The sequence below is a fragment of the Oleiphilus sp. HI0043 genome (genome assembly GCF_001634935.1).
The window spans coordinates 1-426 of sequence record NZ_LWEY01000966.1; the positions used below are offsets into that span (position 1 = coordinate 1).

Annotated in this window: 1 protein-coding gene; it reads left to right on the forward strand. The window is 47.4% G+C overall.

Features of this window, described 5'->3' with window-relative positions:
• The coding region (locus tag A3729_RS32820; protein ID WP_197475780.1) for a hypothetical protein at positions 1 to 426 on the forward strand (426 nt) is incomplete at both ends.

Genomic DNA, 426 nt, shown 5'->3' on the forward strand with positions numbered 1-426 from the left:
TACAGTGTATTCGGCTGGTTTGCTGTACCTTATATTGTTAAGCAGCAGGCCATCAACTCCCTTAAGGATATTGCAGCCTGGGATACGCAAATCGAATCAGTTGTTTTCAACCCTTACGCACTATCTCTAGCCGTTCACGGTTTCCAAGCTAAGGATGAGTTCCAGCAAGATAGCGTCAGCTTTGATCGATTCTACGTCAACTTTAGCGCCCTCGGTTCATTGGGGGGGCGCATAGCTTTTGATGAAGTCAGTTTGACGAGGCCTAGTATCAATGCTCAGCTTGACGAGCAAGGTCTGTTAAATTTCCAGCGTGACTTTGTAAAAGCTGACAGCGAGGCAGCGCCAGAGGAAGTCGACAACTCAGAGCCTTTAGCCTTCTTTTTCGGCCTGATCTCTATCTCTCATGGACTGGTCAACTTTACCGAT